General features: G+C 57.6%; 18 protein-coding genes and 1 tRNA gene. 16 read left to right on the top strand and 3 right to left on the bottom strand.

What is annotated here, in order from left to right; genetic code table 11:
- Position 1 precedes the first annotated feature (1 nt).
- Positions 2–1,045 carry a DUF4268 domain-containing protein gene (locus C5Y96_RS10570; RefSeq protein WP_105352910.1) on the top strand — a complete coding sequence of 348 codons (1,044 nt, stop codon included), beginning with the start codon at positions 2–4 and terminating at the stop codon, positions 1,043–1,045.
- A 9-nt stretch (positions 1,046–1,054) separates the two neighbouring features.
- Positions 1,055–4,153 carry a type I restriction endonuclease subunit R gene (locus C5Y96_RS10565; RefSeq protein WP_105352908.1) on the top strand — a complete coding sequence of 1,033 codons (3,099 nt, stop codon included), beginning with the start codon at positions 1,055–1,057 and terminating at the stop codon, positions 4,151–4,153.
- A gap of 252 nt (positions 4,154–4,405) precedes the next feature.
- On the opposite strand, the gene C5Y96_RS10560 is transcribed toward C5Y96_RS10565, so the two are convergent.
- Together C5Y96_RS10560 and C5Y96_RS10555 are read right to left on the bottom strand one after the other, a co-directional pair.
- A tRNA-Ile gene (locus C5Y96_RS10560) sits at positions 4,406–4,479 on the bottom strand.
- A gap of 268 nt (positions 4,480–4,747) precedes the next feature.
- Complete coding sequence (locus C5Y96_RS10555; RefSeq protein WP_105352906.1) at positions 4,748–6,010, bottom strand: MFS transporter; 1,263 nt, start codon at positions 6,008–6,010, stop codon at positions 4,748–4,750.
- 229 nt (positions 6,011–6,239) lie between these two features.
- Between C5Y96_RS10555 and C5Y96_RS10550 the strand changes: the two genes are divergently transcribed.
- The gene (locus tag C5Y96_RS10550; protein ID WP_199188678.1) at positions 6,240–7,019 is read left to right on the top strand and encodes a DUF1028 domain-containing protein; all 780 of its coding nucleotides are present in this window, start codon (positions 6,240–6,242) and stop codon (positions 7,017–7,019) included.
- 3 nt (positions 7,020–7,022) lie between these two features.
- On the opposite strand, the gene C5Y96_RS10545 is transcribed toward C5Y96_RS10550, so the two are convergent.
- A complete protein-coding gene (locus C5Y96_RS10545; RefSeq protein WP_105352904.1) occupies positions 7,023–8,957 on the bottom strand; it encodes a glycoside hydrolase family 97 protein in 1,935 nt (644 codons plus the stop codon).
- A gap of 516 nt (positions 8,958–9,473) precedes the next feature.
- On the opposite strand from C5Y96_RS10545, the gene C5Y96_RS10540 reads away from it, so the two are divergent.
- The 13 genes from C5Y96_RS10540 to C5Y96_RS10480 all read left to right on the top strand — a co-directional run bounded on the left by C5Y96_RS10540 (position 9,474) and on the right by C5Y96_RS10480 (position 24,952).
- Positions 9,474–10,247, top strand: a complete 774-nt coding sequence (locus C5Y96_RS10540; protein ID WP_158261174.1) for a DUF1559 domain-containing protein — start codon at positions 9,474–9,476, stop codon at positions 10,245–10,247.
- The gene (locus C5Y96_RS27980; RefSeq protein WP_105352900.1) at positions 10,219–10,440 is read left to right on the top strand and encodes an H-X9-DG-CTERM domain-containing protein; all 222 of its coding nucleotides are present in this window, start codon (positions 10,219–10,221) and stop codon (positions 10,438–10,440) included. Before C5Y96_RS10540 ends, C5Y96_RS27980 begins: the two co-directional genes overlap by 29 nt.
- Positions 10,441–10,494: 54 nt before the next feature.
- A complete protein-coding gene (locus C5Y96_RS10530) occupies positions 10,495–11,445 on the top strand; it encodes a DUF1559 domain-containing protein (RefSeq protein ID WP_105352898.1) in 951 nt (316 codons plus the stop codon).
- Positions 11,446–11,448: 3 nt separating this feature from the next.
- Positions 11,449–12,984, top strand: a complete 1,536-nt coding sequence (locus C5Y96_RS10525; protein ID WP_105352896.1) for a DUF1549 domain-containing protein — start codon at positions 11,449–11,451, stop codon at positions 12,982–12,984.
- A gap of 36 nt (positions 12,985–13,020) precedes the next feature.
- The gene (locus tag C5Y96_RS10520; RefSeq protein WP_146115605.1) at positions 13,021–14,301 is read left to right on the top strand and encodes a DUF1501 domain-containing protein; all 1,281 of its coding nucleotides are present in this window, start codon (positions 13,021–13,023) and stop codon (positions 14,299–14,301) included.
- Complete coding sequence (locus C5Y96_RS10515; protein WP_105352892.1) at positions 14,298–15,722, top strand: hypothetical protein; 1,425 nt, start codon at positions 14,298–14,300, stop codon at positions 15,720–15,722. The genes C5Y96_RS10520 and C5Y96_RS10515 overlap by 4 nt, the downstream gene beginning before the upstream one ends.
- Before the next feature lie 323 nt (positions 15,723–16,045).
- Complete coding sequence (gene coxB / locus C5Y96_RS10510; protein ID WP_105353352.1) at positions 16,046–17,002, top strand: cytochrome c oxidase subunit II; 957 nt, start codon at positions 16,046–16,048, stop codon at positions 17,000–17,002.
- Positions 17,003–17,004: 2 nt separating this feature from the next.
- Positions 17,005–19,227 carry a cytochrome c oxidase subunit I gene (ctaD, locus tag C5Y96_RS10505; protein WP_105352890.1) on the top strand — a complete coding sequence of 741 codons (2,223 nt, stop codon included), beginning with the start codon at positions 17,005–17,007 and terminating at the stop codon, positions 19,225–19,227.
- On the top strand, positions 19,224–20,039 hold the full coding sequence (locus C5Y96_RS10500; RefSeq protein ID WP_105352888.1) for a cytochrome c oxidase assembly protein: 816 nt from the start codon (positions 19,224–19,226) through the stop codon (positions 20,037–20,039). The genes ctaD and C5Y96_RS10500 overlap by 4 nt, the downstream gene beginning before the upstream one ends.
- Positions 20,036–20,251, top strand: a complete 216-nt coding sequence (locus C5Y96_RS10495) for a DUF3040 domain-containing protein (RefSeq protein WP_105352885.1) — start codon at positions 20,036–20,038, stop codon at positions 20,249–20,251. Before C5Y96_RS10500 ends, C5Y96_RS10495 begins: the two co-directional genes overlap by 4 nt.
- Positions 20,244–20,771: a ubiquinol-cytochrome c reductase iron-sulfur subunit gene (locus C5Y96_RS10490; RefSeq protein WP_199188676.1), complete on the top strand. Its 528-nt coding sequence runs from the start codon at positions 20,244–20,246 to the stop codon at positions 20,769–20,771. Before C5Y96_RS10495 ends, C5Y96_RS10490 begins: the two co-directional genes overlap by 8 nt.
- 2 nt (positions 20,772–20,773) lie before the next feature.
- Entirely contained in the window at positions 20,774–22,198 is a 1,425-nt protein-coding gene (locus C5Y96_RS10485) for a cytochrome b N-terminal domain-containing protein (protein ID WP_199188675.1), read from the top strand.
- A gap of 150 nt (positions 22,199–22,348) precedes the next feature.
- Positions 22,349–24,952: a DUF1592 domain-containing protein gene (locus C5Y96_RS10480; RefSeq protein WP_158261173.1), complete on the top strand. Its 2,604-nt coding sequence runs from the start codon at positions 22,349–22,351 to the stop codon at positions 24,950–24,952.
- The last annotated feature ends 2 nt before the right edge of the window (positions 24,953–24,954 follow it).

Genomic DNA, 24,954 nt, shown 5'->3' with positions numbered 1-24,954 from the left:
AATGCCCATCAAACATCCACTTGGACGGCTTGAACCAGTCCAACTCCGGGAAGCTTGGCTCTCAGAAGCCGGCGACTTTACCCCCTGGCTGGCTGAAGAAGAAAATATCCAGCTACTGGGCGAGACGATTGGAATCGAACTGGAAGTCGAGGCCCAAGAGAAAAGCGTCGGTCCGTTTCGCGCTGATATCCTGTGTAAGGATACAGCCAACGACCAATGGGTTTTGATCGAAAACCAATTGGAACGGACCGATCACACGCATCTGGGGCAACTCATCACCTACGCTGCCGGCTTGAATTCGGTCACGATCGTGTGGATCTCCCAACGATTCACCGAAGAACACCGGGCAGCTCTCGACTGGCTGAATAAAGTAACCAGCGAGGAAATTCGCTTCTTTGGCTTACAAGTGGAACTGTGGCGGATTGGCCAATCAGCGATTGCCCCCAAGTTCAATGTCATCAGTTCTCCCAATGATTGGACCAAGAGTGTTTCGCGTGGTGCCAAGGCAGCCCAGGAACAATCAATGACACCCGCGAAGGAACGCCAGGTGGAGTTCTGGACCGGATTTGTCGAGTATGTCGAAGAACACGGGGCAAGCTTCAAAACTACGAAGCCGCTACCCCAGCATTGGATGAATATCTCGGTCGGCCGTAGTGGCTTCAAGCTCAATGCGATCGTCTCGCACTACGACAGTGCGGCCCAGAGTTATGAGAAGCACGAACTGAGAGCGGAGCTTGAACTGACCGATGAATACGCCAAAATCTATTTCGCCCAGCTTGAGGCCATGAGAGACAAGCTTGAAGCCGAAGTCGGCGAAAAGCTGCTCTGGTACAATCCCGAAAACAGGCAGACTTGCCGTGCTTATTTGCGAACGACGGTTGACCTGAACGACAATGCCCGCTGGCTGGAGTACTTCGAGTGGCTGCGAGTCAAACTCGATCGTCTCCACCAAGTGTTCTTTCCGAAGGTCAAGCTCCTGCAGACTACGCTTCCTCCGGAACTTGCCGAGGCCCCAACAACTGATCCTGATTCGCTCCCTACCTAGCGCGGTCCCATGTCAACCTTCAATGAATCCACCGTCGAACAGGCCGCCCAAAGCTGGTTTGAAGAAATCGGCTATGCCGTGGTGAACGGCCCTGACATTGCCCCAGGCGAGCCGGCGGCCGAGCGAGATTCGTTTGCCGATGTCGTCCTGGTGGATCGACTTAGGGATGCGATCGATCGCCTAAACCCTACCATTCCTGAGGAAGCCAAAGAGGACGCCTTGCGTAAGGTGCTACGGCCGGAGTCTCCTTCACTGGTCGGCATCAACCGGCGCTTCCACAAGATGCTGCGAGACGGCGTGGAAGTCGAGTATGCCCGGGAGGATGGCTCGATTGCCGGCGATCATGTACGGCTGGTCGACTACGGGGACGATCCTTTCGAGAACGACTGGCTGGTCGTCAACCAAATGACCGTGGTCGAAAACCACCACGATCGTCGGCCCGACCTGTTGGTGTTTCTCAACGGCCTGCCGCTGGCGATCATCGAACTGAAGAACGCCGCCGATGAAGACGCGACGATCTGGACAGCCTTTAGCCAACTAGAAACCTACAAGCACCAGATCCCATCGCTATTTCACTACAACGAGTTGATGGTCGTATCAGACGGCCTTCAAGCCCGGCTCGGCTCGCTGACCGCCAGCAGCGAATGGTTCAAGGTGTGGCGCGACATCGACGACGACGGCCAGTCAGCTGCGGCCCAGCTTGAGTTGGAAGTGCTGATCAAGGGAATCTTCGCGCCAGACCGGTTTCTCGATCTGCTGCAGCATTTCATCGTTTTCGAGGAAGACACCGATAGCGATCGAATCACCAAGATCATCGCCGGCTATCACCAGTTCCACGCTGTGAACCAGGCTCTCGATTCGACGATTGCCGCTTCGCGTCCTGAAGGGGACCAACGCGCCGGCGTTGTCTGGCATACGCAAGGATCGGGCAAAAGCTTTTCGATGCTGTTCTTCGCCGGCCGGGTCGTCGTTCACCCTGCGATGAACAACCCAACGCTGGTGGTTCTGACCGACCGAAACGACCTGGACGACCAGCTATTTGGCCAGTTCCACCGCTGCTACGAGTTGCTGCGGCAGAAACCAATTCAAGCTGAGGATATCGCCCACCTGAAGCAGCTCTTGCAGGTTGCCAGTGGCGGTGTTGTGTTCACCACGATCCAAAAGTTCCGCCCCGATGAAAAAGGGGATCGGATGCCGCTGCTATCGGATCGGCGGAATATCGTTGTCGTTGCCGACGAAGCTCACCGCAGCCAATACGACCTGATTGATGGTCTGGCTCGCAACATGCGTGATGCGATGCCCAACGCGTCGTTCATCGGTTTTACCGGAACGCCCATCGAGCAGAACGACGCCAACACCCGGGCCGTGTTTGGTGATTATGTTTCTGTCTACGACATCCAGCGGGCCGTCCGCGATAAAGCGACGGTGCCCATCTACTACGAAAGCCGAGTGGCCAAGCTCTCGCTGAGTGAAGCCGAGCTGCCCAAGATCGACTCCGAGTTCGACGAAATCACCGAGGGGCAAGAACAAGATACCCGCGAGAAAATCAAAACCAAGTGGGCCGCCCTGGAAGCTTTGGTCGGTACCGAGAAGCGTTTGAAGGTGGTGGCCGAGGATATGGTCGACCACTTCGAAAAACGCCTGGAAGCAATGGACGGCAAGGCGATGATCGTCTGCATGAGCCGGCGAATCTGTGTCGACCTGTACAACGAAATCATCAAGCTTCGTCCCGATTGGGCGAGCCAAAAGCACGACGAAGAAGTCGAGGGCCAGCAGGACACGGCCGTCAAAATTATCATGACAGGCTCGGCCAGCGATCCGGTCGACTGGCAGCAGCACATCCGCACCAAACGCCGGCGAAAGGAACTGGCGACACGGTTCAAGAATCCGAAGGACCCGTTTCGGATCGTTATCGTTCGCGACATGTGGCTGACGGGTTTCGATGCTCCCTGCATGCATACGATGTATGTCGACAAGCCGATGCGGGGGCACGGACTCATGCAGGCCATCGCCCGAGTGAATCGTGTGTTCAAAGATAAGCCGGGCGGCCTGGTGGTAGATTACCTGGGCTTGGCCGATCAACTCAAACAGGCCCTGGCCACCTATACCGAAAGCGGAGGCAAAGGCAGCCCATCGATCGATACGGCAGCAGCCGTTGCCGTGATGCTCGAAAAATATGAAGTCTGCTGCGATATGATGCACGGCTTCGACTGGTCGAAATGGACGACTGGCACGGCTTCGGAGCGAATCAAACTTATTCCTGCCGGCCAAGAGCATGTGTTACAGCAAGAGGAGGGTAAGTCGCGATTCTCCCAAGCGGTCACGCAGCTATCCCAGGCCTTTGCGTTGTGTGCTTCCCACGAAGAAGCAATGCGAATCCGTGATGACATCGCCTTCTTTCAGGCCATCCGTTCGGCATTGGTGAAACCGGTTGGTGAACGCAAGTCACCAGAGGAAATCGAGCACGCTGTGCGGCAATTGGTTTCCAAAGCCGTTTCGGCCGACGACCAAGTTATCGACGTCTTCACTGCTGCCGGCCTGAAGAAGCCTGACATCTCGATTCTGTCCGACGAGTTTCTCGCAGAGGTCAAAGGCCTGAAGCATAAGAACGTCGCCGCCGAGCTTTTACAAAAGCTCTTGAAGGATGAGATCAAAGAGCAGTCGCGGCGAAATGTAGTGCAATCCCGCCTTTTCAGCGAGAAGCTTCAGCAGACGCTCAACGGATACCACAACCGGGCAATAGCCACGCAGGAAGTGATCGAAGAGCTGATTGAGCTTGCCAAGGAAATGCAAAAGGCGAAAAACCGAGGGGAAGAGCTAGGTCTCAGCAACGACGAAATCTGCTTCTATGACGCCCTGGCTCAGAGTGAAAGTGCCGTCGACGCGATGGGAGTCGACGAGTTGAAAGTGATTGCGGCTGAGCTGGTTACTAAGGTTCGAGGTAGCGTGACCATCGACTGGCAGCACCGGGTATCCGCGCGGGCCAAGATCCGTGTCTTTGTTCGACGGATTCTCCGGAAATACGGCTATCCGCCTGACCTGCAAGACGAGGCTACAAAGCTCGTCTTGGAACAGGCGGAAGCATTGTGCTCTGACTGGATGACTTAGTGCGACGTACTTAAGGATGCGAGACCGTGCAAGAAGTTAATGATGCCCACTAATTGGGGCGACGTTCACCGCGAATAACCGACGACCACTTCGCTAAGGCATTAAAGGGGGCCAAAAAAGCGGCGCAGAATCCGGCGCAGTCAGTGCACGCCAACCATCGCAGCGATTCGCAGAAGTTTGACCCAAGGGAGCGGAAAGCCCCAGAAACACGAGCCAAAACGAAATATAGCGAAGCTGCGAAAAATAAAAAGGTAGGCCAGGCAGGACTTGAACCCGCGACCAAGGGATTATGAGTCCCCTGCTCTAACCAACTGAGCTACTGGCCCAAAGTGTTGCAGAGAAGTGATTTGTGGCCTGTGTTGATTTCGGCTCAAAACTGCTCTGACACCTCGTTTGACACCCGAGGCAGTTGAGAGGATCGCCTGGGAATCTTAATTCGTTCTGGCAGGCTCTCCCTCTTTTCGGGTGTCGAATGTGTAAGTCTAACGACGATAAGCCTTTCAGACCATACCTGGGGGATTGTTTCTTCGGGCATGAAGCCGCTGGGGCAGTAAATGCCCGGTTTTTTACAGGGGGCAAAGTGATGCGTGTGGATTAGCTGGGGGCGTGGGGCTCTTGGTTTTCGTCGGCCACTGGTGAGGCGACCGTTTCGGATGGCGACAGCAACGCGACCATCGTGATGGCTATCCCCAAGAGGGCAATCGGCGTGAACTGATAATCGGCGGGCATCTGGTCGACGGCCAGGCCAAGGATGGGGGCGATCACGGCGATGCCGATGGACTTGGCCTGCGATTCTACACTCAGAACCGTGGCCATGGCGTGTTCGTCGGCCTGATCGGCGACACGTCCAATTAAGATGGGACGCCAGATGTTCTGCATGACGGCCAGTACCACGAAGCTTACGATTGCCAGTCCGGTCCAGGTGGTTATCGTCGCGACGAGCAGCAGTACGAACGCCGCTCCATAGGCTGCCCACAGGTAACGTGAAGCTTTCAGCTCGTTGCCCAGGGCCAAGGTAATTGGTCCAGAGTAGCGGGATGCGAAGCTTCCCAGCACGTACAACACGGCATAAACCGCGGCGATTAAAATGGCCGTTCGCTGGGTCGTCTCCCAGGCAGCAAACAAGGGCAATGCCAGGGCAATATTCTGGATCAATGGCTGAAGGTAGTCTTTGCTCGCTCCGTACATTCCTTCGTAGGCCATCGATTCGGTGATCGGTCGTCGAAGGTTTTGGGAAGTGAAGCACTGCAGCGTCGCTTGCCATAAAAGCAACATTGTGCCTGCGCGATCAGGCTTCTTGTCTGTCGGGAAATCGAGCGACTTGGGGTAACTGAGAAAGTTAACGATATTCAAGGCAGCGGGAATCGCACTGACCCAGAAAATCACGGAGTAGTCTTCCAGCCAGAAGACAAGCACCGCCGCGGCAACAACGGAAATGGCCGAGCCCATCTGCGACCAACTGCGGGTGATGCCGTAGACGTGGGTTTTTTCCTTTTCACGCCCTTGGCTTTTCAGCCAGGCAAAAATGATTGCCTTGTGCGTTCCGGTGCGGAAGGCCTCGCCAACCGCGAAGGCGAACATGGCGACAAACAATGCCACGATCGACGTGGAAAAGCCGAACGTCAGGAAGGCCGCCACATAAGCGACGTGCGACAAGATCATGGCCCAACGCCTGCCAACGGTGTCGGCCACGGCTCCGGTGGGAATTTCGAGCAGGGCAACGCTGACTTCGCGAAAACCAATCAGCAGACCGATCATGGCAAACGAGAGCCCCTTATCCAGGAACGCTAGAATCCAGAACGGCGCGAAATAGCGCTGATTCTTCAGAAAGCCGTACAGACAGAAACGAAAAATCAAGTGCGTGCTCGTTTATCGATTGGGGAATGGGGGATCGCGTTTCTTATGGTTGATTCTACCTGGAATTTCACTTCCAGAAGTACGCCCAGCGGATGGGGCCTACCGAGAAACATTGCCGGCTCGGCCAACAGTTAAGATAATTCAACCTATATATCGGATCGAAGTCAGACGAAGTGCCAAACATGTTTTCGCTGGACGAGCCACAATGAAATCTCTCAGAATATTGTCCATGTTCGCGGTTCTGCTACTGGTGGCAGGTGTGCTGTTCGTTTCCCAGGCCGAGAAACAGCGCCCGGCGGCGACGCCTGCTCTGGATGCGATGCCAGAAGTCAATACATTTTCGATTGTCGCGTACGATCCCACGACAGGCGAATTAGGAATTGCCGTTGCCAGCAAGGTACTGGGTGTGGGGTGTATCGTCCCTTGGGGGCAAGCTGGACGTGGGGCGATCGCCACGCAGTCGGCTGCCAACACGGCGTATGGGCCTGAGGGGTTAGAACTGCTTAAGGAGAAGTCGGCCGAAGAGGTAGTGCAGCTACTGACCAGCGGCGACGAAGGGCGCGCCATTCGCCAGTTGGGAATCGTCGACGCGCAGGGCCGTGCGGCAAGTTTTACCGGCGACCAGTGCAATGCCTGGGCGGGGCATATTGTGGGTGAGCACTTCACCGTGCAAGGGAACTTGCTCGCCGGCGAAAAGGTCGTTCAGGACATGGCCGCCAGGTACCGTGAAGCAAGTCAGAAAGGGGAAGGTGAACTGGCCGACTGGTTGATGGCTGCGCTGGTTGCCGGCGACGATGCCGGTGGAGACCGCCGCGGCAAGCAATCGGCTGCTCTGATGGTTTATCGGCAAGGGGCTGGATACGGTGGGAACGATCGTTACATCGACCTGCGCGTGGACGATCACGAGCAGCCTGTCACGGAACTGGCCCGACTGTTGGAAGTACATAAGTCGTTCTTCGCCGGCGCTCACCGGCGTGTAAAGGCCAGCGCGATGCAGTCGAACGATTGAGCACTACTTCGGGGTAATTCGGATCGCCTCCCCCTGGTTGGGCAGAAGCGAGATCGTTAACTCGGTAGTGGAATCGACCGGCTGATTCTCGATACGTACCTTCGTTTTGGTTTCCAGGCTCGGGTCGTCGAAATAGCGGCGGGCCTGGTATTGGGTGCCAGGGTTGAGGAACTTCAGCGGGAGGCTTAGTTCTCGCTTTTCATTTGCATTCATCGCACCGACATACCACACGTCGCCACTGCGGCGAGCAATTACAGCGTACTCGCCGATCTCGCCATGAATGACCTTGGTTTCGTCCCAGACGGTTGGTACTTCTTGGAAGAATTCCAACTCGGGCGAGTCGACGATGCGGCTACGTGACGTCTTGCCATCTTGCTCGGTCGTCAGGGGCGTGTCGTACCAATACATGAACTGCCACGGCGAATAGGTGCATACGGCCTTGGCCAGTTGCTGGCCGTGCGACCACAACTGATCGACTCGTGGATCGAAATAGCAAATGGTATGATCCGCCGCGCCGGCCAGGTTGCGGGTAAACAGCGTGGTGAGGGCCAGGCTGGTCGAAGGTTTCGCTTCGTCACCGCAGACCCCTTCTTGCGTCATCAAGTTGGGGTAGGTACGCGAGTAACCGACAGGACGGTACTCGTCGTGAATGTCGACCATCAACTGATGCTCGGCCGCTTTGCGAACGGCCTCGTGTAGCCAAGAGGTCCACTTCTGCGAACCGGTATTCACAAAGCCATACTTCACGCCGGCGATCCCCCAGCTTTTATAAAGGGGCAGGATCTCGTCGAGTTGTTTCTCGAGAGCTCGGCGATTGACATAGACGATAATGCCGATACCGCGCTCGTCGGCGTACTTGATCATCTCTTGCAGATCGAGCGGCCCGGCCGAGCGTTTCGGGTCGAGGGTTACCGTCGTGGCGTCCGAGGCATCGTCGTACTCGTAGCCATACCAGCCGGCATCGAATTCAACGTACTGAAAGTTGTTCGCAGCGGCGAAATCGACAGCGGCTTTGGCACCGTCGTTAGTCAGGCTGATTTCACGAAGAACCTTGCCAGGCTTGATCCACGAAGTGTCTGCGATGGCGCACGGCATGTTCAAATTAAGGATCAGGTCGTTATTCAACAGCAAGTCGCCTGGCGTGTTGCCCACTAAGATCACTCGCCAAGGGGTAGTCAGTGTGGTGTCGGAGGTGACTTCCCCTTGCAACTGACTGACAACGGTCGGCTTATCTCTGGGAACCGATTTCAGTCGCATCATGGGATAGTCGATCGCAGCGGCCTCGGCGATGGCCGCGTAGCGGTAAGGGCCCAACTGAATTGTGAGGGGACGCTCGACGTTGGCTCCCAGATCCGCCAGGCGAACCTTGTCGTACTCGCCTTGGGCGGATGTGGTTCGCCATGCCCAGGGATCGCCTGGGAAGCAGAACTCGCTGCGTTCCTGGATCGGCTTCAGCGGCTTGCTACTACCAATCAGCGTACGAAAGGCGACCCCTTGGTCGTAGCAGCGTACCTCGAAGTAGAACGAACACTTGGCTTCGGTGTCTTGGCATTGAAACGTTTGAAAGTTGAAGTTGTCGACGATCTCGGACCGCTCACCATACACGGGCTTCCATGTCTCGCGGTAGCTTGATGGATGGGGGGTTCGCACCAAGTTCAAATGGTCGCCGATGACCACGTTGTCGCTGCCCACAAACGTGACCGTACTGTCATCGACCAAAACGTCGCCGTCCAGCTTCACGCGGTAATTCAACCGGGTCTTCAAGTCGACCTCTTTCACGTCGACTTGAACTTCGATCCGCCCGTTGGGCGACTTTAGAGATTCGGCCATCGCCGTGGCGCACACGCAGGCCACCAGCAGAATGGAGGTAAGGGTCGTGCTAAAGACTCGCGAGATCGACGGCGGCTGCTGCGGTGTCGATTGGCAAGAGTATGTCATGGAGGTGTTCCCAATAGCGGCGAGATCGAAACGGAGGAACCGTTCAGCATAGTTGAAAAAAGGTAGCGCTGCGCCAGGGGGGGACTCGCGCTGCCAGGCAACAGCCGGGGTTATGTGACAAGGATCTTCGGGAATGCCGTTGTCATATCCGCGAAAGAGAGACTGGGAAGGACTGCTTAAAAACGTTTTCGCGTCAGTTCAAGTGACACCCGTGTAACTTGAACTGACGTGCCTTGAGCGATGTCTGCCATGCCGTGAGCGTTATCTGCCATGCTTTCTGGCGATGGCCTCTAAGTCTCGGAAAAAAGCGGAATTAACTACGCATAAACATCCATTTAGGATTGGAACGATTATTGCGGAGATCGTTGATCTCATTTACAACGCAGTGAACTATCAGAGCTAGCCGTTAGGCACCCAGGCCTCTTCTGAAGAGCCAAGGCACCTCGCGATTGCAACGCTTGGAAATGATCGCGTTCCACGTGTTACTTTTTCGAAGATTCCTTGAAGATGCCTACTGTGTCACGTTCACGTCGTTTGGGTTTTACGCTCGTCGAATTGCTTGTGGTGATCGCCATTATTGGCATTCTGATCGCCTTACTCTTGCCGGCCGTACAACAAGCCCGTGAAGCTGCGCGGCGCATGCAGTGCTCGAACAACTTGCGGCAGATCGGCCTGGCCTGCCATAACTATCACGATACGTTTCGCACCTTCGCCCCTGGCCGATTGGTGTACAACGGATTTGACTCGTCCGGTAACAGCACGAAGGTCGTGACAGGATTCCTGGCGATGATCATGCCGTTTGTCGAACAAGGCAACCTCTCTGACATCTACAACCAGTCGTACGGCTTCGATGACCCTGCCAACCGCAACGCGGTCAACACACCGATCGATATCTACCTGTGCCCCAGCGCCCCGGGTGGTGATCGTAAGATGCCACTTTACGCTGGCTGGAACATGGGATGGACGACCGACCCGTCGGCACTGGATCCCAACGTGACCGGCGTTGCTACCGACTACCAAGGGATTCGCGGAATGCATGTGCTCGATAGCTCTGGGAATCACACCGACGTTCCGGGTCGGGAAGTCGGCATCCTGAACGAAACTGGGGCCGATTTCGCTGATATCGTCGACGGCACCAGCAATACGATCTTGCTCTTTGAAATGGCCGGCAAGCCAGTCCACTGGAACATGAGCAAAGCAATTGCAAGTGACCAATGCTCAGTTTTACGGCTATGGACCCTGGTCAGGGAACAACGGCGTGATGCTTTACAACTGGGAAGCCGATGGTAGCGCAAAGGGGTGCGACGGCTGCACGAGCTATATCAACATCGACAACGAGTCGGCACCGTACGGTTTCCATCCTGGGGTGATTAACGTCGTGCTTGCCGACGGATCGACACGCACCATTCCGGAAACTGTCGAAACGCAGACATTTCTGAACCTTTGTTTCAAGGCCGACGGCAACGTCGTGGGGGATTTTTAAGACGCCTGGCCTGTGGCCTGTTCCCTCACATCACGCACCGAGGAGTCGCTGGACATGTTTCGTCAACAGCACGATCGCCTGATCGACTGGATCGTCGCCACTGCCTGCCTGCTATTGGTGGTGGCGATCGGCGCGCCGTGTCTGGTCAGGGCCACCGAACAGTCCCGGGCGACCGTTTGCCAGCAGCACTTGGGCGTGATTGGTAAGGCCTGCCTGGCGTTTGCGGATGCCCACCAAGATTCGTTGCCTAGTAACGGTCGTGAGCCACATCGCGGTTGGAACACGTTGATCCTTCCCTTCATGGATCAGGCCGCACTGTACGACCAGTACGAACTAAGTCGCGAGTGGTGGGACCCGGAAAACCGCCCAGTTGCCGCAACCCAGTTGCCGCAACTGGTTTGCCCTTCGGCTCCACACGGCGATCGCGTCGTGCGTCTGTTAGACCCCGATGGGAAGGAGTTTGAGACCGCGGCAACGGACTACGTCGCTTCCTCGGGGGCCTATCTGCTGACGAACGTGCAGGAACGGCTTTATCGCGGAGCGATGGCTTCGCCGGGAAGGTATTACGGCGGATCGAAAGTAACCGCCGGCCATTCGATCAAGCGAAGCGACATCACCGATGGTCGAGCGAACACGTTCTTGGTCGTTGAAATGGCCGACAAGCCCAACGAGTGGCGCAGCGGCAAGCTGCATGCTCATAAGACCGACGACAAAGAACACCGCCCCCTGGTCGAAGGCTTCAGCTTTGGCCAATGGATCGCGCCGAACTGGAATCATCTACGTTCGTATGACAAGGACGGCCGAGACCAGTTCGGTGACTGCGCGGTTAACTGTTCTAACGGCGGCTCGATTTATGGGTTCCACCCGCAGAAAGCCAACGCGTTGATGGCCGACGGAAGTGTGGCCGCCCTGCGAGCAGGTTTGGAACAGGAAGTGATGGTCGCCCTGGTCAGCATCGCGGATGGAGAGTTTATTTCAGCCGAAGACTATCAGGCAAACGAGTGATTCATGAAGTGCGTTTCCCTGATTAGTTTACTCGTGCTGATGTCGCCAGGCGGGTCGGTACTGGCTGATCAGCCCGATAGCGTGGTGCCGATTGTCAATGCACGCTTGGCGGGCTTGCTGGAATCGAACGTCAACCAATCGACTGATCGCTCGGCGTTTCTGCGTCGGGTCTCGTTAGACTTGATCGGGCGAATACCCACTTCCGCCGAAGCACGCGAGTTTGCCGCGAGTTCGTCGGAACAGTCTCGCGACGAAGTCATACGACGCCTCGGAGATAGTCCGGCGGCCTCGAAACGCCTGGCAACGTTCGTACGTACGTTGTGGTTCCCGCAGACATCGGTGTCGCCTTACGAGTACCTGGCAACCGATACCGAGGCCTGGATCGCTGATCAGTTGAATCAAGGTCGGCCACTCAATGAAATTGCCCGAGAAATGATTTCGGTGTCGTATGCCCCAGAAAAGAGCGAGGCGCGTGAGGTCTCGCCGAATCGATTGACGACCCCTAAGACGTTGATCGAAGCCAACGACCATCGACCAGAGCGAATGGCCGCAAACGCCACGGGGGCGTTCTTAGGGGTGGATCTAAGCTGTGCCCAGTGCCACGACCACCCGTTCGATTCGTACAGCCAACAGCAGTTCTGGCAGACGGCAGCGTTCTTCGTTGCCAAGAGCCGATTCGAGGATGATCGCAAGTGGTATGAGCTAGAGATTGAAATTCCCGATGCCGGCAAGTCAGTTCCCCCTGCCCTGTTTGTCGAAGACTCACCCTCGCAAAACAATCCCAGAGACGGGCAACTGACCTCGGGACGCGAATTCTTTGCACGCTGGGTGAGCCAGGCCGATAACCCCTTCTTTGCGCGGTGGACCGTCAATCAGTTGTGGGCCGAATACTTTGGACAACCGCTGGTGACGACGCAGCCTGATCAGGTTGCTCATCCGGTTCGCCAGCAGGCACTCGATATCTTGGCGGATGGTTTTGTCGAGCATCACTTCGATTTGAGGTGGCTGGCCAAGGCCATTGTCTCGACCGATGCGTATCAAATGCAATATAACGGCGCGACGGTCGGTGCTTCCGATCCTTATCCTTACAGGATAACTCGCGGGCTGACTGGTCCTCAGTTGTATGAAAGCCTGAACATTGCCGCGGGTAAGCCTCCGATTCACAGCGACCTCGACTCGGCTGAGCAGTTGCATGACCGTCAGGCCTTTTACCAGTTGTTTCCGGCATACCGCAGCGTCGACGTCGAACGTTCTGCCACCCAAGCACTATCGCTTATGAATGGCGAGAAGATCGCCCAACTCAGCGATCCCAGCTCGAACCCGTTGGTTCAAGGGTTGGCGACCGCCCCGTTTCTTTCAGAAAAAGACTGCATCGAGAGCATGTACTGGTCTACCCTGAGTCGTCCTCCCAGTCAGCGTGAATGGGATACGCTACGGACGGCCGGCTTTCTGGAAGACGACCTGGCCCGACGTGACAAGCGACTGGGAGACCTGTTTTGGGTACTGGTCAACTCGGTCGAGTTCAGCACCAATCATTGACGGCAGGCAACTGCGATTCATTCAAGGGGAACGACTGTGCTGCAAGGAATTAGCCGACGCTTGTTCGGAATGTCGCTGGCCGCTGCTTCATCTTCCGCGATGCTAGGAGGAAGTTGGCTGCGAAGCTTGTCCGCTTCGGAAACAGCGACCAATGCGAAAGTGAAACGCGTGATTCTGCTGTGGCTTCACGGCGGGCCGGCAACGATCGACCTGTGGGATCTGAAGAAGCAGCACGAAAACGGCGGTCCGTTTCAAGAGATCGCCACCAGGTCTGCAGGCCTGAAAATATCGGAGCACTTTCCCCAACTGGCGAATTGGGCGCAGCACTGCGCAGTCGTGCGTTCGATGACATCGCGCGAAGGAGACCATAGCCGCGCGGTGCATCTTGCCCGCACCGGTTACATTCCCCAGGCAGGCATCGATTTTCCCGATCTGGGGGCGCTGGTGGCCCAGGAGCAATCGCTTCCCGAGGCAACGCTCCCGGGCTTCATCAGCATCGCCCCACCGCAGCGCCCGGCGATTGCCAGTCGAGGGTTTCTCGATACGGCAGCGTCGCCGCTGGTCGTAGGCGAGATGGCGAAAAGTATCGATGATTTGGTTGTGCGCGATTTAGAGCAGCGGTTGTCCAGCGATCTTTCGCGTCGTGTTGATTTACTGAGCCGGATGAACGACCAGTTTCTGCAACAGGGGGACGATCGCCAGGTGATGGAGTTTGCCTCGGCAACGCAGCGCGCCTTGCGCATGATGCACCCAGACGTGGTCGCGGCGTTTGATCTCACGAACGAATCGGACTCGGTGCGCGATCGATATGGGCGTACGATTTTCGGACAAGGCTGTTTGCTGGCTCGACGTCTGGCTGAACGCGACGTGCCGTTCGTCGAGGTTTCGCTTGGAGGCTGGGATACGCATTACGATAACTTCGGGCGGGTAGCAGGCCTTTCCTCGCAACTCGACAGTGGTTTTGCTTCGCTGATTCAAGACCTGAGCGAGCGCGGAATGCTGGACGAGACCCTCATTCTTTGCCAAGGCGAATTCGGCCGCACGCCGAAGATCAACCCCAACTCTGGCCGCGATCACTGGCCCAAGGCCTGGGCGGTGATGATGGCCGGCGGGCCGAACTGCCACGGCCAGGTCGTCGGCAGCACCTGTCGCGATGGAACGGTGGTCGAAAGCAAGCCGTATCAGGTGCCAGATTTGATTGCGACCGTTTGTGCGAACATGGGGATCGACCCGATGAAGCAGAACGATTCCAACGTCAATCGGCCGATCCGCATCGCGGACCCGACGGCCAGCGTGATCGAGGAATTGGTCGGATGAAAGAGGTCTACCTCTGGATGGGATTGACGCTCGTCACGATGCTGTCAGGTATCGTGGCTGCACAGGAACCCGCGGACTCTACAGTGTTTGAAGTGCATACAGGCGACCACGCCGAAGTGTGGGCTTTGACGATTCAGGCCGATGGAAAGCCGGTGGCGCAGCGCGGAAGCGCAGCGATCTCTGCCCTGTTCGACTTCTACGATCTCAATCGCGACCAGCGACTCGATGAAAAGGAAACCGAAACGGTTGCTTCTCCCGCTGGGCTGCGGCAACTCCCCTTGGGGCGTCTGCTGCCGACTATGGTGAAGCTTCCCGCTGGCATCGATCAAGACGAAGACGGCCAGGTCTCTCTGGAAGAGTTTCAAGTATTCTACGAGGCATTCACCCAGGCCGGGCTATGGTTGACCTGCGATGTGACTCCTCGCAATGCCGAGATGAATGCTGCTCTCTTGCGTGCGTTAGCAATCGAACCAGGCGACAAGGTAGATCAACCGCAGATCGCGCAAAGCATGACGCGGCTGGGGAAGCTGGATACCAATTCGGATGAACTGATCAGCCCCGGCGAAATCTTGACGGGCCACGTCTACCCGGGAATTACACCAACGCGCTTGATCTCCGGCAGCAGTTCGGCAATGCATTCGCTTGGGATGTTCAAAACATGGACAGGTACACCCATGAAATGCGATCACCATTGGTCGATCGATCTTTCCGCAGACGGTGTAAAGCTATTGGATGCCGGTAACAAACGAGATGGTCGCGATGTGCCCCAGGCCGATGCGCTGACTTCTTTCTCGACGACCGCATCGGCCCGGCTGCATGTCGCCGCCGCGGATAGTTCGCGGGCCGAGTCAGCGTTGGCCGATCTGGTCCAGCAGTTCGCAGGGAGCGCCGGCGATGATAATCAACTAAAGCTGAGTGAGGTCGCTGGTATGCAGAATCAGGTCGATCTGGAAAACCTCATTCCGCTGGCCGATAGAAATCGAGATGGCGTGCTGACCGCTGACGAGTTCGCCCAGTGGCAGGAAGTTGCCCGAGCGTACATTCGCTCGGTGGTGGTAGTGACCATCCTCGATTTCGAGCAGAATCTTTTTACGGCACTCGACGAAAACTTCGACGGTTCTCTTTCCGCCCAGGAACTGAACAATGCCTGGAATGTGCTTCAGTCGGCTGACGTCATTCAGGATGATCGGCTGCTACCGGACCGACTACCGCGCCAGTTGCGGGTGGTGATTTCGCAGGGGCCATGCCAACAACTGCTCGACCAAGGGGCCACTGAGGGGCCCCCCTGGTTTCAGGCCATGGACCGCAATCGTGACGGACGGATCTCGCGCGACGAATTTCCTGCCTCAACCGAAAAGTTTGTCAGCATGGATAAAGACGGCGATGGCTTCCTGTCGCTGGAAGACGTCACGTTGCCGTAGAAAGCAGCCATTGAATTGCCTGCAACAGCGTTCGCGATTTGCGATTCTATGCCCCTCTACTCGGATAACAGCCGTGAAAAACTGACAGAGTTTGCTGCCGGGTGATTGAGCTCGCTTGAGATTGGCAACGACGGCTGCGATCGCTGCTCTTTCACTAAGTTGCCCTGAATGCGTAGTGCAAACTACTTAACGCGATCGCCAAATTGTTAAGCTGGCGTAAACGCTGACAGGTTGAATCGGATTGCGACACGCAGGAATCTTCGTACAATCGCATCGATCAGGAAGGATTTCGCTAAGCATCAGCACCTTAGAGCTTGGACCCGATGGAGTCGACATTTCCCGTATTCGATCCAGCATCACCTCAGGCAGAATCGATACGTGATCTCTTTGTCCACGTGCTGTTGATCAGTGCGGGCATCTTCGCCATCGTCTCGGGGCTGATCTGCGTTGCCCTGTATCGATTTCGCGTTACTGAAAAACTGCCCGTGCAAGATTTCGGCAGCCATAAGCGGGAAATTGCCTGGATGGCGGGGCCCGTGATCATCGTCGTATGGATCGCGGCGATCAGTATCAAGCTGATTCTGACCATCAACGCCTTGCCCACCCAGTACGTGAAGGGGGCAACGGCTGAGCAGGATGGTGTCGACATCGTCGTTACCGGGCACCAGTGGTGGTGGGAAATCGAATATCCGGCGTCCGGTATTGTCACGGCCAACGAGATCCACATACCCACCGGTAAGAAACTACGCGTCGCGCTGCGCTCGGAAGACGTGATTCACTGTTTCTGGGTGGCCCAACTAACACGCAAGATGGACGCGATACCCGGGCACGAGAACTTCGTCTGGCTGGAGGCCGACAAGCCAGGAACGTACCAGGGACGCTGTGCCGAGTACTGCGGCACGCAGCACGCCTGGATGAACTTCCTGGTTATCGCCCACGATCCCGACGACTTCGCAGCCTGGCAGCAGCGTGAAAAACAAACGTCCACTCCGCCAACCGAGAAGCTGGCATCCGACGGCGCGGCCTTGTTCATGAAGCTGACCTGTTCGCAGTGCCATGCCGTTGCAGGAACCGATGCCAAAGAAGACTTCGCACCCGACCTGACGCACCTGGCCAGTCGAGCCCAGCTTGGCGCTGGCGTGATCAAAAATACGCCGGATAACCTGCGCACGTGGCTGGCCAACCCTCAGGCCGTGAAGCCTGGCTGCAAGATGCCGAACTTCAAACTCAAAGACGAGCAACTCGATCAATTGGTTGCCTACCTGGAGACCCTCCGTTGAGCATGCCGCTGGTCGAAACGAAGGAAACCGAAGTCGAGCAGGCCTCGAAACTGGGCCCCTTGCTCGCTTGGGTCAGTTCGGTCGATCACAAGCAGATCGGCATTATGTACATCTGCACGGCAACCATCTTCCTGGCGATTGGTGGCCTGGAAGCCCTGCTGATCCGGTTTCAATTGCTGGTTCCCAAGAACGACTTTCTTTCGCCAGACTTCTTCAACCAGATGTTCACCATGCATGGGACCACAATGGTCTTTCTGGTAGGCATGCCGGTACTGGTTGGCTTCGCGAATTATTTCGTCCCGCTGATGATCGGGGCCCGCGATGTCGCCTTTCCGCGGCTCAACGCGATGAGCTTCTGGCTGCTGCCAATGGGGGGCATTCTGCTGTACTTCAGCTTCTTGACCGGCGCGGCCCCTAGTGCCGGTTGGTTCAGTTACGCACCTCTTTCGACACGGCCATACAATTTAATGGTCGCGCAAGACTACTGGATCATTGGCCTGCTTTGCTTGGGCGTGGGAAGCGTGGCCGCGGCGATCAACATCATCGTGACGGTGCTGACCCTGCGCGCACCGGGGATGAGCCTGCAGCGGGTACCGCTGTTCGTCTGGATGAGCCTGATGACCGCCATTCTGACGGTGCTGGCCCTGCCGGCCTTGAACGCGGCGCTGGCCATGCTGCTGATCGATCGCTTTCTGGGGGCGGCATTCTTTCAGCCAGAGCGAGGGGGCTCGGCCGTGCTGTGGCAACACTTCTTCTGGGTGTTCGGTCACCCGGAGGTTTACATTCTCATCCTGCCGGCGTTCGGGATGATCTCGGAAGTGATTCCGGTCTTCTCGCGCAAGCCGATCTATGGCTATGCGTTCGTGGCCGGTTCAAGCGCGGTGATCGTCCTGCTGAGCTACGGCGTATGGGCTCATCACATGTTCGCCGTGGGACTGGGCATGGGGGCCGATATCTTCTTCGCCGTCGGAACGCTGCTGATCGCGCTGCCTACCGGCGTGAAGATCTTCAACTGGACCGCTACGCTGTGGGGCGGATCGATTCACTTAACCGTGGCGATGCAGTTCGCGGTTGCCTTCCTGCTGGAGTTCGTCATCGGGGGGCTCACCGGCGTGATGTTCGCCGCCGTGCCGATCGACTGGCAATTGACCGATACCTACTTCGTGGTGGGGCACTTCCATTACGTGCTGATCGGCGGAACCGTGTTCGGGCTCTTCTCGGCGACTTACTACTGGTTCCCGAAGATGACCGGGCGAATGCTCAGCGAACGCCTGGGACGCTGGCAATTGTGGCTGTGGGTGTTTGGCCTCAACGCAACCTTCATGTCGCAGCATTTGCTCGGCGTGATGGGCATGCCGCGGCGCGTGTATACCTACGACAACAACCCCGGCTGGATGCTGTTGAACATGATAGCCACCGCCGGTGCCGTTGCCATGGCAACTGGCACGCTGGTACTGCTGTGGAACATCGCGACCAGTCTGCGCAGTGGTCAGTTGGCGGGGAACAACCCGTGGAATGGCTTCACGCTGGAATGGGCAACGACCTCGCCGCCGCCGGCTGAAAACTTCGAGACCATCCCCGAGGTGAGAAGCCGTCGACCGGTATGGGACCTGGATCAACCGGAACATGCTGACTGGAAATCAGAGAAGACCCCCAACGATAACGGCCGTCGCCCCGATAAGGCGATGGTGTGTGCCTGGACGTTCATCGTCTCGGAAGCGGTTTTCTTCCTGCTGCTGTTGGTATCGTACGTTGTCTTCAATTCCGGGGAAGTCGCTGGGCCAACCTCGGCTACCGCGCTCGATGCTACCCGCACTGGGGCGTTCACCGTCTGCTTGCTGCTCAGCAGTGTCACGTTCTGGTTTGCCGAGCGTGCTTTGAAAGCGAACAAGCTGAAACACTTCCGTGGCTGGCTCGGCCTGACGATTGGCTTGGGCACGGTGTTCATGCTCGGCCAGGCCTGGGAGTATTACGGCCTGATCCAAAGCGACATCACGGTCGACTTGAATCTCTTCGCAGCGACCTTCTTCACCGTGACCGGGTTTCATGGGCTGCACGTGACGGCCGGCCTTATCGCGCTTGCGATTCTTTTGGCCCTGGCGATGAGTGGTTCGTTCAATAGCCGACGCACCAAGGTGTTCGGGGCGGTCGGTGTTTACTGGCACTTTGTCGACGTGGTGTGGATTGTCGTCTTCCTGATTGTGTACATGGGGTATCTGCAATGATCTCCTTTCTCACGAGTCAGTCGCTGTGGAACCTCTCCTCGCCGGTGTGGCTGGTCGCGGTACCGCTACTGCTCGCGGCGATCGTGTGGCGTAAGAAGCTCGCCGGTGCCAACTGGTGGTGGTTTGCTGTCGCTATGGCTGTGCTGGTGTTGGCGTTTGTTTCGCCCATTGGCGTGCTCGCAGGCGGCTACCTGTTCAGTGCTCATATGGTGCAGCATCTCTTGTTGTTGTTGATCGTGCCCCTGGCCCTAATGCTCTTTCTGCCGCAGCACTGGCTAGAGTCACTGCTCGACCGACCAGGCCTGGCGAAGTTGAACACGTTGCTCTCTACGCCGGTGTTGGGCTGGGTCGCCGGTCTCGGGGCGATGTGGCTGTGGCATGTCCCTTCGCTATGTAGTGCGGCAACGCAAAGCGATCTGCTCAGTATCGTTCGCAGTGCCACGTTCCTGGCCGCTGGCCTGGCGTTCTGGTGGCCCATCTATTCGCCGGTGGCGCGTTATCGTCTGGATCCATTGTTGGCCGTGATCTATCTCTTCTCGGCCTGTGCCGGGTGCACGCTGTTGGGGATCTACATCACGTTCACGCCGGTATCGGTCTGCCCTGCGTTTGCCAATCCGGTCGATCGGATTGGCATCCTCACGTCGTTGTATCAAGCAGGCTTCACGCCGATGGTCGATCAACAACTGGGCGGGCTGCTGATGTGGGTGCCGCCCTGTTCGCTGTATATCTGTGCGATCCTCAGCGTGCTGTGCCGCTGGTATGCGTTGGAAGAACAGCCGTCCGCCGAGAAGTTGCCGGAGGCTTCCCTATGAACGAAAGCGAAGCCGCCAAATCGCACGAGCCCCCTGCTCCGCAGCCCACCTATGCCCCGGCGGTTATGGCCCTGGGCATCATGATGCTGCTGTGGGGCGTCACCACCATGTGGATCATGTCGGTTGCCGGACTGGGCGTGATGGTATGGGCACTGTGGATGTGGATCAGCGATATCCGTCTTGATTGGAAGAAGGAAAACAGCGGTGAGTGATTGTCCCGAAGTAAATAGCCCAACGTCCGATGAAGATCGACGCGGCTTTCTGACGAAGCTGTGCCTGGGACTGTCGGCGCTGATCGGCGCGATGATCACCTTGCCAGGCGTCGGCTTCGTGCTGGCCCCGGTCTTTGCCCGACCGAAGCAAACCTGGCGGAAGCTGGGGAAGCTCGACGAGTATGAAGTTGGCAAGACGGTCAGCGTCGAGTTCAAAGATACGATCGACCAGCCCTGGGCTGGCGTCACGGCCATGAGTGGTGCCTGGCTGCGGCGGGTATCGGATGAAGAGTTCATCGCGTTCTCGATCAACTGCCGGCATCTCGGCTGCCCGGTGAACTGGGTGGAAGATGCCTCGCTGTTCATGTGCCCATGCCACGGTGGTGTGTATTACGAAGATGGCGAAGTCGCGGCCGGCCCGCCGCCAGAGCCGCTGGCTCGCTACACCGTGCGCGTCAAAGACGGCTTCGTCGAGATCGAGACGTCCGCAGTTCCCTTGACCACCAACGACCAGGTATGACGATGCTGGGCAAGATTTGGAACTGGATCGACGATCGTAGCGGTTTCTCGGATGTCGTCATGCCGATGCTCGAGCATATCGTCCCACGCGATGCCCGCTGGTGGTACGTCTTCGGCAGTGCGACCCTCTGCGCGTTCATCGTCCAGGTGCTCACCGGCGTCGCGCTGGCGATGGTCTATGTGCCTGGTGGCGATGCCGCCTACGAAAGTCTGGTGTACATCACCAACGACGCCACTCTGGGCTACCTGGTACGAGGAATGCATTACTACGGCGCGACCGCCATGGTAATGCTGGCCGTCATTCACATGACGCAGGTCTACTTGCATGCATCGTACAAGTACCCGCGCGAGATGAACTGGATGAGCGGCGTCGTGCTGCTATTCGTCGTGCTGGGGATGGCCTTCACCGGGCAGCTTCTGCGGTGGGATGCCAACGGTGTGTGGTCGGTGATGGTCGCCGCCGAGATGGCGGCCCGTGTGCCGTTTGTTGGTGGGTACATCTCGCAGTTTTTGATGGGGGGCGAAACGGTCGGCGGTTCGACCCTCAGCCGCTTCTTCGCCATTCATGTCTTCATTTTGCCAGGGCTGATCTTCGCCGGCGTTGGCTTGCACTTGTGGCTCATCCTGCGGCATGGCATCTCCGAAATGCCCAAGGCCGACCAGCCGGTCGTGCCGGAAACTTACAAACAGGAGTACGAAGGCCGCCTCGAAAAGACAGGCGTTCCGTTCTGGCCAATTGCCGCGTGGCGCGATGTCGTCTTTTCGGCAATCATGGTGGCCGTGATCGTCGGGTGTGCGATCTTTGTCGGCCCCCCTGCCCTCGGCCCAGCCCCCAACCCAGCTAACATTCACGCCAACCCCATGCCCGATTGGTACTTCTGGTGGTACTTCGCCGTCCTCTCGATGCTGCCGCCGGAACTCGAAACGTATGTGATCCTCGGCATGCCTGTTCTCGGGGCGATTGGTCTGTTCGTCGTGCCGATGCTTTCCAATCGTGGACACCGGGCACCCTCGAAGCGTCCCTGGGCGGTCGCCGTGGTGATTTTCGGGGCAACGGCCTTTGTGGTCCTCACGATCTACGGCTATCAGAAACCGTGGTCGCCCGACTTCGATGTTAAGCCGCTGCCGCCGGAAGTGGTACGCTCGGACGATCCCAACATCCAGCACGGGGCGGTTCTGCTGCGCGATAAGGGGTGTCTCTATTGCCACAACGTCGACGGCTTCGGCGGGTATCGAGGGCCGGAACTGTCGGTTATCGGCAATCGCCTGGACCGGGGAGAACTGGTCATCCGTATCAACAACGGCGGCTATAACATGCCCTCGTTTGCCTCTTCGCTGACGGCCGAAGAACTGAGGCAGATGGTCGACTTCCTGCTGACCCGGACCGACCATCCCAAGCAAACACCAGGCGAAGATCCGTCAAACTAGCCACCGCCAAGAGCATACCGGAAGACGGATCGAGACGTCGATTTGCCATTAAATTGACGAAGTTTCGGTTTTCTTCTTACAATGGGCGAGACTCATTCCTCTCTTTTCAACTTGCCTGCTCGCTCGCCCGATCCTTCGATGGGTTCTCCTATGAAACGCCCCCTGCGTGGTCCGCAAATCGTCGCGATTCTGCTTCTTTCGTGGCTCGGCACGCGCGCCCACGCCGAAGACGCCCCAAGCACCGCGCAGCAGCAGGCCCATCGGTTTGAGACCCAGGTTGCCCCGCTCCTTTCGCAGCACTGCCTGGAATGTCACGCGGCCGGCAAGACCGAAGGGGGACTGAATCTCTCGCGAAAGGAGTCGGCCCTACGCGGTGGCGATTCCGGTAAGGTCATCCAAGCAGGCAGTCCCAACGATAGTCTGCTGTGGACCTACATCGAGTCCGGCGAGATGCCCCCCAAGCGTGCGCCCCTTTCCGCCGAAGAAAAGAAGATCATCCAAGCCTGGATCGAAGAGGGCGCGGTATGGACGCGCGAGGTCATCGACCCTGGTTCGCACCTGGAAAAGCAATCGGCCGAAGTCTGGGTGCAGCGGTTGACCGTGGCCGAATATATCACCACCGTCCGCGAGGTCACTGGCGTCGACATTTCAGCCGATGCCAAGCGGCTCATGCCGCCAGACGTGCGGGCCGACGGGTTCTCGAACACCGCTTACAGCCAAACGGTCGACTTGAGTCACGTTCAAGCCTATGCCGAGTTGGCTCAGCGGATCGTACAGAAGATGGACTGTGGCGAGTTCGCCGCTCGCTTTACCGACTGTCGTTCGTTCGACGATGCCTGTCTTAGCGAACTAATCGAGCGGATGGGCCAGCGCGTCCTGCGAGGTCCGCTCCAGCCGTGGGAGGTCGCAGCGTACAAGCAAATCGCCCAGGCAGTTCAGCACGAGAAAGGGACGCACGACGAAGCGGTTGCTTACCTACTGGAAGGAATGCTTCAGTCGCCGCGGTTTGTCTATCGCATCGAACAGCCGCGCAGCGAACAACCGTCGCCGTACGAACTGGCTTCGCGGCTTAGTTATATTCTGTGGGGCGCTCCGCCGGATGAAGACCTGATTCGCCTGGCCGAAGCCGACAAGCTGCGCGGCAAGCAGCTGGATGCAGCGGTCCAGCGGATGCTGGGCGACCCTCGCGCAAGGGCACGATCGTCGCAGTTCGTCCAGCAGTGGCTCGAGCTCGAACGACTCGATTCGCTGCGACCCAACGAAAAACTCTACCCCAAGTGGAGCACGGCCCTGGCCAGCGATATGCGGGACGAGACGTTGGCTTTCTTCGAGGAAGTTGCCTGGCAGCAGAATCGTCCGCTGGCCGATCTGTTAAATGCCCAGGTGACGGTCGTCTCGCCGCGGCTGGCCAGCTTCTACGGTTTGAAGCCATCGCAGGGGCAACCACTGAAAGGGGCTCAGCAGTCAGCCGGAGGATCGAGCGGTGTGATTGCGTTCTACGACTTCCGTGAAGCAGGCGGCGACATCGTACACGATCGAACCCGCAACGATTCTCCCTTGAACCTGACAATTCAATCGCCGGAGTCAGTTCGCTGGACCTCCGACGGGCTCGTCGTGCACAAGTCGGCCCGCATCGTCACCACGCAGCCGCCGCATCCGCTGATAGAGTCGCTGCGAAAGACGGGCGAGATCACCATCGAGGCCTGGATCACGCCGCACGACCTGCAGCAAAGTGGTCCTGCCCGGATCGTGACTTTCTCGCGCGATCCGAGCAACCGCAACTTCACCTTGGGGCAAGACAAACAGAAGTACGATGCCCGGCTAAGAACGAAAAAAACCGACAGCAACGGTATGCCATCGGTCAGCACGAAAGATGGCCAGGCGAAGACTAAGCGGACGCACATTGTCTACACGAAAGATAAACAAGGCCTTGCGCGGCTGTATGTCGATGGCAAGCTGGCCGGCGAGCGGAAGGGTTTGGGGGACTTCTCGAACTGGGATGAAGACATGGCCTTTGCTCTGGCCAACGAATTCACCGGCGATCGTCCGTGGCTCGGCACGTTGCACTCGGTAGCGATCTACGACCGAGCCCTCTCCGCCGATGAAGTGATTGTGCAGTACGAGCCGACTCGCAAATACGATCTGGCAAGTTATCCCCAGCGCGGCGGCATCCTCACGCAAGGAAGCACGCTTACGCTCGGTGGCGATAACGCTTCGATGGTCAGTCGCGGGCTCTTCGTGCTGCACGAACTGCTATATAGCCACGTCGGTGCTCCTCCCCCGTGTGTCGATACGAGCCCTGTGCCGGCTAAGAAGGGGCTCACACAGCGCGGTATCGCGATGGAACGAATCAACAATAACGCGTGCGGTGGGTGTCACTCTCGGTTTGAACCACTCGCGTTCGGGCTCGAAAAGTTCGATGGCATCGGAGCGTTCTCCGAGAAAGATCGTTTCGGAAATCCACTGCGCGACGATGGTGAGATCCTGCTGCCGGGATCTGACAAACCGATCAAGTACGAGTCGTCTCAGCAGTTGATGGAGATCCTCGCGTCGAGCGACCGCGTACGCATGGGCATCACGCGGAAATTGATTCAATTCGCGATCTCGCGTCCACTGGCAAACAGCGATCAGGCCGCGGTCGAACAAATTCACCAGCAGGCTCAAGCCAGCGGCGGTACCTACCAGGCCGTCATGCAGGCCATCGTCCTGAGCGACCTGGTTCAGAAGTTTCCGACACAAGAAACATCACGCTAACG

The organism is Blastopirellula marina (genome assembly GCF_002967715.1).
GTDB lineage: Bacteria > Planctomycetota > Planctomycetia > Pirellulales > Pirellulaceae > Bremerella > Bremerella marina_B.
This window is presented reverse-complemented; position numbering and strand designations above follow the sequence as displayed.

What these genes read in the sequence shown, in the direction of transcription:
- C5Y96_RS10550 (WP_199188678.1), top strand. Translation starts at nt 6,240, where the DNA reads ATGTTCGCGGTTCTGCTACTGGTGGCAGGTGTGCTGTTCGTTTCCCAG.
- C5Y96_RS27980 (WP_105352900.1), top strand. Translation starts at nt 10,219, where the DNA reads ATGCTTTACAACTGGGAAGCCGATGGTAGCGCAAAGGGGTGCGACGGC.
- C5Y96_RS10545 (WP_105352904.1), bottom strand. Translation starts at nt 8,957, where the DNA reads ATGACATACTCTTGCCAATCGACACCGCAGCAGCCGCCGTCGATCTCG.
- C5Y96_RS10525 (WP_105352896.1), top strand. Translation starts at nt 11,449, where the DNA reads ATGAAGTGCGTTTCCCTGATTAGTTTACTCGTGCTGATGTCGCCAGGC.
- C5Y96_RS10495 (WP_105352885.1), top strand. Translation starts at nt 20,036, where the DNA reads ATGAACGAAAGCGAAGCCGCCAAATCGCACGAGCCCCCTGCTCCGCAG.
- coxB (WP_105353352.1), top strand. Translation starts at nt 16,046, where the DNA reads ATGGAGTCGACATTTCCCGTATTCGATCCAGCATCACCTCAGGCAGAA.
- C5Y96_RS10565 (WP_105352908.1), top strand. Translation starts at nt 1,055, where the DNA reads ATGTCAACCTTCAATGAATCCACCGTCGAACAGGCCGCCCAAAGCTGG.
- C5Y96_RS10515 (WP_105352892.1), top strand. Translation starts at nt 14,298, where the DNA reads ATGAAAGAGGTCTACCTCTGGATGGGATTGACGCTCGTCACGATGCTG.
- C5Y96_RS10480 (WP_158261173.1), top strand. Translation starts at nt 22,349, where the DNA reads ATGAAACGCCCCCTGCGTGGTCCGCAAATCGTCGCGATTCTGCTTCTT.
- ctaD (WP_105352890.1), top strand. Translation starts at nt 17,005, where the DNA reads ATGCCGCTGGTCGAAACGAAGGAAACCGAAGTCGAGCAGGCCTCGAAA.
- C5Y96_RS10530 (WP_105352898.1), top strand. Translation starts at nt 10,495, where the DNA reads ATGTTTCGTCAACAGCACGATCGCCTGATCGACTGGATCGTCGCCACT.
- C5Y96_RS10500 (WP_105352888.1), top strand. Translation starts at nt 19,224, where the DNA reads ATGATCTCCTTTCTCACGAGTCAGTCGCTGTGGAACCTCTCCTCGCCG.
- C5Y96_RS10570 (WP_105352910.1), top strand. Translation starts at nt 2, where the DNA reads ATGCCCATCAAACATCCACTTGGACGGCTTGAACCAGTCCAACTCCGG.
- C5Y96_RS10485 (WP_199188675.1), top strand. Translation starts at nt 20,774, where the DNA reads ATGCTGGGCAAGATTTGGAACTGGATCGACGATCGTAGCGGTTTCTCG.